The sequence below is a fragment of the Synechococcus sp. genome (genome assembly GCF_982614295.1).
The window spans coordinates 1-8,120 of record NZ_CEXBMR010000025.1; the positions used below are offsets into that span (position 1 = coordinate 1).

The 8,120-nt window shown below is 52.5% G+C and carries 11 protein-coding genes; 8 read left to right on the top strand and 3 right to left on the bottom strand.

Annotation, left to right across the window (positions count from 1 at the left end; genetic code table 11):
• The 4 genes from AC2JC8_RS05670 to AC2JC8_RS05685 form a co-directional block, all read left to right on the top strand.
• Positions 1-522, top strand: a 522-nt coding sequence (locus AC2JC8_RS05670) for a Rossmann-fold NAD(P)-binding domain-containing protein (RefSeq protein ID WP_484594329.1), incomplete at its 5' end; no start/stop codon positions are given.
• Entirely contained in the window at positions 519-815 is a 297-nt protein-coding gene (locus AC2JC8_RS05675; protein ID WP_484594330.1) for an NAD(P) transhydrogenase subunit alpha part 2, read from the top strand. The genes AC2JC8_RS05670 and AC2JC8_RS05675, both read left to right, overlap by 4 nt.
• Positions 812-2,257: an NAD(P)(+) transhydrogenase (Re/Si-specific) subunit beta gene (locus AC2JC8_RS05680; RefSeq protein ID WP_484401287.1), complete on the top strand. Its 1,446-nt coding sequence runs from the start codon at positions 812-814 to the stop codon at positions 2,255-2,257. The genes AC2JC8_RS05675 and AC2JC8_RS05680 overlap by 4 nt, the downstream gene beginning before the upstream one ends.
• Before the next feature lie 19 nt (positions 2,258-2,276).
• Positions 2,277-3,209 carry an aspartoacylase gene (locus AC2JC8_RS05685; protein WP_484594331.1) on the top strand — a complete coding sequence of 311 codons (933 nt, stop codon included), beginning with the start codon at positions 2,277-2,279 and terminating at the stop codon, positions 3,207-3,209.
• Here the strand turns inward: AC2JC8_RS05685 and AC2JC8_RS05690 are convergent.
• Both AC2JC8_RS05690 and AC2JC8_RS05695 read right to left on the bottom strand, forming a co-directional pair.
• Entirely contained in the window at positions 3,187-3,561 is a 375-nt protein-coding gene (locus tag AC2JC8_RS05690) for a hypothetical protein (RefSeq protein ID WP_484401290.1), read from the bottom strand. The genes AC2JC8_RS05685 and AC2JC8_RS05690 overlap by 23 nt on opposite strands.
• 44 nt (positions 3,562-3,605) lie before the next feature.
• On the bottom strand, positions 3,606-5,459 hold the full coding sequence (locus AC2JC8_RS05695; RefSeq protein ID WP_484594332.1) for an alpha/beta hydrolase family protein: 1,854 nt from the start codon (positions 5,457-5,459) through the stop codon (positions 3,606-3,608).
• Positions 5,460-5,508: 49 nt separating this feature from the next.
• Here AC2JC8_RS05695 and def point away from each other — a divergent pair, with 49 nt between their 5' ends.
• The 4 genes from def to rpsU are packed head-to-tail and all read left to right on the top strand — an operon-like array spanning position 5,509 to position 7,145.
• Entirely contained in the window at positions 5,509-6,114 is a 606-nt protein-coding gene (gene def / locus AC2JC8_RS05700) for a peptide deformylase (RefSeq protein ID WP_484401292.1), read from the top strand.
• 3 nt (positions 6,115-6,117) lie between these two features.
• The gene (locus AC2JC8_RS05705) at positions 6,118-6,315 is read left to right on the top strand and encodes a hypothetical protein (protein ID WP_255133051.1); all 198 of its coding nucleotides are present in this window, start codon (positions 6,118-6,120) and stop codon (positions 6,313-6,315) included.
• A 56-nt stretch (positions 6,316-6,371) separates the two neighbouring features.
• Positions 6,372-6,926 carry a DUF3747 domain-containing protein gene (locus AC2JC8_RS05710; protein WP_484401293.1) on the top strand — a complete coding sequence of 185 codons (555 nt, stop codon included), beginning with the start codon at positions 6,372-6,374 and terminating at the stop codon, positions 6,924-6,926.
• Positions 6,927-6,974: 48 nt separating this feature from the next.
• Positions 6,975-7,145 carry a 30S ribosomal protein S21 gene (rpsU, locus tag AC2JC8_RS05715; protein WP_010304532.1) on the top strand — a complete coding sequence of 57 codons (171 nt, stop codon included), beginning with the start codon at positions 6,975-6,977 and terminating at the stop codon, positions 7,143-7,145.
• A gap of 261 nt (positions 7,146-7,406) precedes the next feature.
• Here the strand turns inward: rpsU and AC2JC8_RS05720 are convergent.
• Positions 7,407-8,120: ATP-binding protein (locus tag AC2JC8_RS05720; protein WP_484594333.1), on the bottom strand; the 714-nt coding region annotated here is incomplete at its 5' end.

Genomic DNA, 8,120 nt, shown 5'->3' on the forward strand with positions numbered 1-8,120 from the left:
GCCAGATTTATTGAGCCCCCGGTGCAAGGCGTACCCGGCGAACAAGGGGGCTACGCGAAAGAGGCCACCGCCACTTTTTTAGAAGCTCAACGCCAGGGCCTAGCCGAACAACTTGGGGATATCGACATGGTTATTTGTACTGCTCAAGTGCCGGGAAGGCCCGCGCCTTTGTTGCTCACAAAGGAGATCACTGAATTGCTGCGTCCGGGGGCAGTGGTTGTAGATCTTGCCGTGGCCCAGGGGGGCAACTGTGAGCTGAGCCAAGTTGGTGAAACCATTAATCACAAGGGCGTTTTGGTGATTGGTGCTGATCGTTTGCCAGCCTCGGTGCCTCACCACGCCAGCAGCCTCTATGCCCGAAATGTGGCAGCACTGCTTGAAGTGCTGATTTCAAAATCTGGAGAAATGAAGCTTGATCCAGAAGACCCTCTCCTGGATCCTTGTTTGGTGAGCTTGGAGGGGGTATTGCGCCGCACTGATTTAGTACCTAATTGGAGCCTCGGCGAAGGAGTAAAGCCATGAACACTGCACTTTCCCTAAATGAGGCCCTCTGGGTATTGCTACTCGGCAGCCTCTTAGGCCTTGAATTGATCGGCAAAGTGCCCCCCACTTTGCATACGCCTTTGATGAGTGGAGCAAATGCCATTAGCGGCATCACTCTGCTCGCTTCAATTGTGCTAATCGCACAAGCTCAAACCCCTTTGTTGCAAGCGATGGGGGCCCTAAGCCTCGGGTTTGCACTATTCAATGTGGTTGGTGGCTTCCTTGTTACCGACCGAATGCTTGCCATGTTCCGCCGCCGCAACGACCAATGATCAGCACCGAATCCTTTAGCAATTTGAGCTGGTTGCCCTTCACCCACGCTCCCCTCGATTTAGTGGCAGTGTTGCTGCTAGCCCTTGGCATTAAAGGGCTAGGCAAGGTGCGTTCAGCTCGAACAGCCAATCGTCTTGCCGCCCTTGCCTTAGCCATTGCAGTGCTTGGCTTGCTGCTCCAGCAGGGCTTGCAGGGTTGGCCTTGGCTGCTGGCGGGCGGAATTGGGGGCAGCGTGCTTGGTGTGTTGGTGGCCCAGCGTGCGGCGATGACAGCCATGCCGGAATTGGTTGCCCTTTTCAACGGCTGCGGTGGAATGGCTTCGTTGTTGGTGGCTTTAGCCGCTGCTTCCCTGCCATCCCAAACCGGCCTATTGGCCTTGGTTTCGATCGTGGTTTCGGTTTTGGTGGGTGGAATCACATTTAGTGGTTCCCTCGTGGCTATGGCCAAATTGCGGGAATGGTTGCAAACGCCCGCCTGGATGCTGCAGCCAGCTCGCCATTGGGTGAACGGCTTCACTGCTGTTGCCGCCATTGCTTTGGGTTGGTGGGTGTGCAGCGGCCACAACATTGCGTTGCTGCCGTTGGCATTGTTATCTCTTTTGTTGGGTGTGGGGCTAACCCTGCCTGTGGGTGGAGCTGATATGCCGGTGGTGATTTCTTTGCTTAATTCCTACTCCGGCGTTGCTGCTGCCGCAGCGGGTTTCGTGGTGGGCAGTGAACTTCTAATCGTTGCTGGCGCCATGGTTGGCACAGCCGGTTTAATCCTCACGCAAGTGATGTGCAACGCCATGAATCGCTCGCTAACGAGTGTTTTGTTTGGTGGCGCTTTGGGGGGATCAAGTGCAAAAAGCGCAGATCAAGGTGAATACAGCGGTGTTACCTCCTGCAGCCCTGAGGAATGCGCCATGACATTGGAGCAAGCCCAAAGGGTTGTATTTGTGCCCGGTTATGGCCTTGCAGTGGCTCAAGCCCAACACAGTCTTAAAGAAGTAGCCCAAATGCTGGAACGCCACGGCATTGAAGTGAGTTATGCCATTCATCCAGTGGCTGGACGCATGCCAGGCCACATGAATGTGCTCTTGGCGGAAGCCGATGTGCCTTACGACCAGCTAATTGAAATGGAATCCATAAATCCTGACTTTCCGCGCACCGATGTGGTGATCGTGCTTGGGGCCAACGATGTGGTTAATCCCCAAGCTCGCACCGACGCCTCAAGCCCCCTTTACGGCATGCCCGTGCTGCATGTGGAAGAAGCCGCCACTGTTTTTGTTGTGAAACGCAGCCTTGGCGCTGGCTACGCCGGAATCCGCAACAGCTTGTTTGAATGCCCAAATACCTCAATGATTTTTGGAGATGCCAAACAGGTGCTGAACGGATTAGCCCAAGAACTGCGAGAACTAGGAGTAGGTAAAACCGATAAGAAATTAGCCAAAGTGGGATAACCATCTAGCGGTAAAACGAGTGGTAGCAAACTCTTCAGTTGCAAAGGTTTTGCTGGTGGCTGGCACCCACGGCAACGAACGCAATGCCCCCTGGTTGCACAGCCATTGGCAGCAGCAGCCAGGGGAATTGCAAAAACAAGGGCTTGAAGTGGTGAGCCTGATTGGCAATCCAGCTGCTTACCTGCAAAACAAGCGATATGTGAATCGAGATCTCAATCGCAGTTTCAGCAGCGATCTGCTCGATGATCCTGAAAACCAAGAATTAGAACTGCTAAGGGCCCGTGAATTGCTCGCAATGCATGGCCCCAAGGGCAGCGCACCTGCCCAGGTGGTGATCGACGTGCACAGCACCACTGCGTCGATGGGTTCTTGCCTTGTGATTTATGGAGATCGTGAAGCAGATCTTGCCATCGCAGCAGCCTGCCAAGGCGCGTTGGGCTTACCCGTTTACCTGCACGGTTTTGATGCAAAGCAAAACGGTTTCATGATTCAGGCCTGGCCCTGTGGAGTGGTTTTAGAAGTGGGGCCGGTGCCCCAAGGGGTGATCTGCCCCAAAATCTGCAAGCAAACCAGGATCGGGATCAACACGCTTCTAGATGTGCTCACATCAGCTCGAGCTGGGAAGCTGAACTTGCCAAGATTTTTAAATGTGCATCGCCATTTATGTAGCCTTGAAATACCAAAAGATGCTGCTGGCAACCCTTTGGCTTGCTTACATCCCGAACGCTTAAAGGGAGATTGGCAAGAAATCAAAACCGGTGACCCCTTATTTCAAAACGCTGCTGGAAATGTGGAGTATTTCAAATCAAGCCAAACTGAACCTGTCTACACAGTGTTTAGTAACGAAGCTGCCTATCAAGAAAAAAATATTGCCCTCAGCCTTACTTGCCGCGAAAAAATAAGAGTTACCGAAAACTGGGCCCCTGCCCTCAGGGCTTTGCTGCAGGGGTAAGAACTTTATTTAGGGGGGTACCAACCACTTCACGGCCACCGGGGGCCACCAAAATTTCGGTAAGGGTGGTGGGGGGCTGCTTCAACTGTTGCCAGGCAGGGCTGCCACCTTCAAAGCGGAACAGGAATCCCTTTGCGTCGCTTTTTACAAGGCAAGGGGTGCCACCAATAACAAACATGCATGCTGCTGGCCTGTATTTAATCAAACCGCCATTTAGTTTTATCGCAGTATCTCTGGCTAAATTTGCAGCCCTTTGCTGATTGTTATCGATACCAGCCTGACTGAAACTGGGTTGAGCTGAAATTAATGCTGTAACTGCTGCAACTAGAGCAAATGAAGAACGGAAAGCCATTTTTCAGCAATTAATTACTTATATAAAGCATATCGCTTTCTGATTTAGGGGCCTTGATTAGCAGGCAATACGCGGTTAAAAAAGCGCTCTGTATTCTCCAGGATTTGGGCTTTCAGCAGCTCACTGCGAAAACCATGACCTTCAGCTTCTAAAAAAACCACCTCTACGCTTTGCCCTTCACGCCGCAGGGCATTCACCATCATTTCGGTTTGCTGGGGCGGCACCACTCGATCCTGAAGCCCCTGGAAAAACAGCACCGGTTTGGTTAACGCAGAAGCACCCGGCCAACGCCATGGCCCGATCAAGCGCCCCACATAACCAGATTCGAATCGATGGGTTTGCTGCCCTAAGGCCTCCACATCTGCCACCGCATACCTACAAACCCCCGCTTTAAAGACCGGCTCCCTAATTAGTGCCGCCAGGGTGGTGAATCCACCGGCACTGCCCCCTTCAATAGCAATGCGCGCTGGATCCGCGGCTCCACTGGCAATTAAGGCCTTGGCTGCTGCTGCACAATCTGCAGAATCCAACAATCCCCATTGGCCATCAAGCCTCTGGCGATATTGGCGGCCAAAACCAGTCGATCCTCCGTAGTTAACGTCTACAACGCCCCAGCCGCGGCTGTTCCAGAAAGCATTTGACAAGTTCAAGCCGGATCGGGCCATGGCCGTGGGGCCACTATGGCTGCGTACTAATAAGGGTGCCGGCTTCGCCAAATCACTCATAGGCGGGTAGAACCAGGCCTGGCTCTGCTCACCATCGCCACCGGTAAACCAAATTGATTTGGGCACCACGGCTCGCTCAAATCCCAAAGCTGAATGGATCCAATGCCCGGTTTTGAGCTCAAGTTGCAGAACACCTTCCGCCTGCTTGGGGCCACTGGCGAGGCAAACCAATCGATCCGCTTCAGCGGTAAGCACCGCAAGGTCGTTGAAGGGTATGGCAATGGTTTGCCATGGGCTGCTGTTATTGGCATCTAAAAACCGCTGGCAAAGCTGCCATTCGCCCTTTTCGCAAAACAACGCCACCAGGCTTTTTCCTGCGATCGCAAGGGTTCGCATGCCATATACCCACTGGGGCATAGCGCATTCCGCCTGGCGCGGCCCCATAAAAATCGGTTCTGAAATCGGTTCTGCAATCGCTGCAGTGCCATTTCCTTCCAAAACAGCGATGCGCTGCACATTCCAGTTGCCGTTGCGATCAGATGCCACAAGGAGTTCAGCTTCAGATGCCCATAAGGGTTGAAATAAAGATTGAGGGTTGCTATTTCCACCAGCCACACACTGGGGAGCAAGCAATTCACCCGTTTCCCCCAGAGTTGAGCACCAAAGCTCACTGCGCTCCCACGGCATCCAAGGCAGATTCCACTCGAGCCAAGCCAATTTTTTACCGCCAGGGGAAAGAACGGCATAGCCGCAGAAATCAGCTTCCCCTCGCAAACGTTGCGCAGCACCACCGGCCAAAGGCACCGCCACCAACCAATCCCGCTCTTCGGTTTCCAGCACCCCAAGCCATCGCTGTCTCGCCTGATCGATCAAGCCATCAGCGAAACCACCTATCTGATCAAGCCTTGGCGCTGTTATCCGTTTAGGGGGCATATCCAACGCAAGTTCCAGTAGCCAGATAGCGCCATCAGCACTGTTGATGAAGGCCACCTGATCGCCTGATACGGCATACAAACCTCCTCCAAATTCATGATTGCGAGTGCGCAAATTAAAAGGGGCAGGGGTTAGTTCCTGAGAGGGCAAATCATCAAGTTGAAGCATCAAGGTGTTGCGATTTTTTTCCGCGGGTCGTTGCTCTACCCAAAACAAGCGGCCGGCACTTAAGAGGGGCTCTTTAACCACAAGGCAAGCGGCCACCACTTCTATGGCTTGAAGATTGATTGGTGTTGTCATTTGCCGCTACCAGTGCTGCCTAGAATGATCGGAAGAATTGCAGAAGGCATTGGCCCTTAATTTCGCCTCTTTAGCCCGTTTATCGGAGCGCCAAAACTCCACAGTGCTGGTGCCTAAGGGCGATGAGCAGCCAAATTCACCTGTAATTCACACCTTGGGTGCTGAGCAATTAAGGCAATCTGCTAAGCGCATTAGCCGGGTGGATGAAAGCATTCGCGAGTTAGCCCGCAATATGTTGCGCAGCATGTATGCCGCCAAAGGCATTGGTCTTGCTGCACCTCAAGTGGGGGTGCAAAAACAATTGCTCGTGATCGATTTAGACCCTGAAGAAGCAGCCAATCCCCCCCTTGTGCTGATCAATCCAGAAATCACAACAATTAGCGATGAACTGGATACCTATGAAGAGGGATGTTTGAGCATTCCAGGAGTTTATTTACAAGTTGTGCGCCCCAGCAGGGTGGAGATCAACTACCGCGATGAACTGGGGAGACCCCAACGCCGTAAAGCCGATGGATTGTTAGCTCGCTGCATTTTGCATGAACTCGATCATTTGAAAGGGGTGCTTTTTGTAGATCGTGTAACGGATGAACTGTCTCTTAATACCGAATTGCAGAAGCTGGGCTTAAACCGTTCTCACGTTCAAACATTGAACTGAGCTATGCCGATGAAACCGATTGCCGGATTGTTTTTGGCCCTGGCCTGCATCAGTGGCATCGCCAGCACCGGCTGCGTATTCGAATTGGCCTACGGGGAACCAGATCTGGGGGTGGGGCTAACTAGCGCCATTCTTGCGGCCTGCTTACCAGGCACTGCCGTAGCCCTTCTTGTAGCTATTCGGTTTAACACTCCGGCCTAAGCCAGCTTTCGTAAGCAGCAAAGCACTTCTACGATCAGCCCATCTGCCCATTGTTTGTGATTACAAGAAGCAAGTTCAAAAAAAGATTGCTAGCTGCGGTTGCTGGCCTCAGCAGCATTTGCTGTTTGCCAGCAGATGCCAGTTTGTTTCAAATCGGTGAGGTGAAAGCTGAACGCTTCATTCTTGTGGCCGCTCCAATTGGAGATGGAAGCAACTCCCAGCTGAATATTTACGAGCAGGTGCGGGATCGCCGCCCCTGTTTTGCTCGCCAAGGGAACAAGCCAACAGTTGTGAATCCATTGCTGGGCACATTTGATTTCACTGGGATCTGCAATCGCTACATCGATAGCAATGGTTATTCCGTGCGGATAGGTAATCTTGATTTCGGCCCGGCAATGCGGCTAACGGTTTCCCATCAGGCTGGAGAGGCGATTTTGATGGGTCACAGCCCCGATGGCTTGGCTCTTCTGGTGGCCAGGGCCGGCGGTGGCGGCAGTGGCTTTGTTGAATTAAAAATGGAACCTGGCTGGAAGGTGATGCGACGCCAGTTCAGGAAACGCGCCCTTGGCCATGTGTACATATATCGAGACACCATGCCCAAAACCAAGTAGGCATTTTGATATGGTTATCAAAATATTTGTTCGTTTTTCTTTCCCTGCATGACCCAGGTTACCGTTGGCGAAAACGAAGGAATTGAATCGGCCCTGCGGCGTTTTAAACGCCAGGTGTCTAAAGCGGGGATTTTTGCCGACCTCAAACGCCTGCGCCACCACGAAACGCCGGTGGAAAAATACAAACGAAAAGCTCAGCAACGTCGCAGACGCCGCTAGTTAGATGCTTTCCGTAATTCGTTTTTCATTAAAATCAAGTTTAAAAATATCGGGATTAATTTGCTCAATTGCCGTTTGCTTTACTAACCCTTGCAATGCAAATACAATTTTAGATCAATCGATTATTTACGATCAAGACCCTTGGGACCCCCAAAGCCAGCTTGATAGCAGTAATTGCCATAGCAACCCCGATGGATCGCTCACTTGCGATACCAGGCCAAAAGGCCAAGCATGGGTTGAAACATATGAAACGGGTGACAACTAAGCCTGCTTACGATCCAAGGGGCGATAACTAAGTGCTTCCGCTAGATGCACAGCCTCTATTTTTTCTGAATTTTCCAAATCTGCAATCGTGCGAGCTACGCGTAGCACCTTGCCAGCACTACGCGCCGACAGATATAAACGCTCCAAAGTAACGACCCAGAGATTTTTGGCTGGCCCTTGCAGCCTCAATCGGCCTTTCATATTTTCTAAGGGTGCTTCAGCGTTATTGAAGCCCTTTGGATTTTGCGCAATCATCCGCTCTTTTGCGAGCAGCACTCGCCTAGCCACCTCCATGCTGCTCTGCTGCAAAGGATGATTACCTTCATCGCTTAGTTCCGCTGGGCTCAAGGGCCGTAGCAGCACCTGTAAATCGAGGCGATCTAACAGCGGCCCAGACAATCTCGACCAGTACTGACGTCGCAAGCGCTCACCGCAACGACAGGGGCGCACCTGATCGCCCCACCATCCACAAGGGCAGGGATTGGTAGCTGCCACCAGCAACAATTGGCACGGAAAAAATTGCGAAAAGCGCGCCCGAGCCAGATGAACCATCCCTATTTCCAGTGGTTGGCGCAGGTGATCCAGCACATCGCGGCGAAATTCCGCTAACTCATCGAGAAACAAAACCCCACGGTGGGCCAATGAAAGTTCGCCAGGGCGCGGGTAAGCCCCTCCCCCCACAAGGGCGACCCCACTGCAACCGTGATGGGG

What these genes read in the sequence shown, in the direction of transcription:
- AC2JC8_RS05675 (WP_484594330.1), top strand. Translation starts at nt 519, where the DNA reads ATGAACACTGCACTTTCCCTAAATGAGGCCCTCTGGGTATTGCTACTC.
- AC2JC8_RS05680 (WP_484401287.1), top strand. Translation starts at nt 812, where the DNA reads ATGATCAGCACCGAATCCTTTAGCAATTTGAGCTGGTTGCCCTTCACC.
- AC2JC8_RS05690 (WP_484401290.1), bottom strand. Translation starts at nt 3,561, where the DNA reads ATGGCTTTCCGTTCTTCATTTGCTCTAGTTGCAGCAGTTACAGCATTA.
- AC2JC8_RS05695 (WP_484594332.1), bottom strand. Translation starts at nt 5,459, where the DNA reads ATGACAACACCAATCAATCTTCAAGCCATAGAAGTGGTGGCCGCTTGC.
- AC2JC8_RS05705 (WP_255133051.1), top strand. Translation starts at nt 6,118, where the DNA reads ATGCCGATGAAACCGATTGCCGGATTGTTTTTGGCCCTGGCCTGCATC.
- rpsU (WP_010304532.1), top strand. Translation starts at nt 6,975, where the DNA reads ATGACCCAGGTTACCGTTGGCGAAAACGAAGGAATTGAATCGGCCCTG.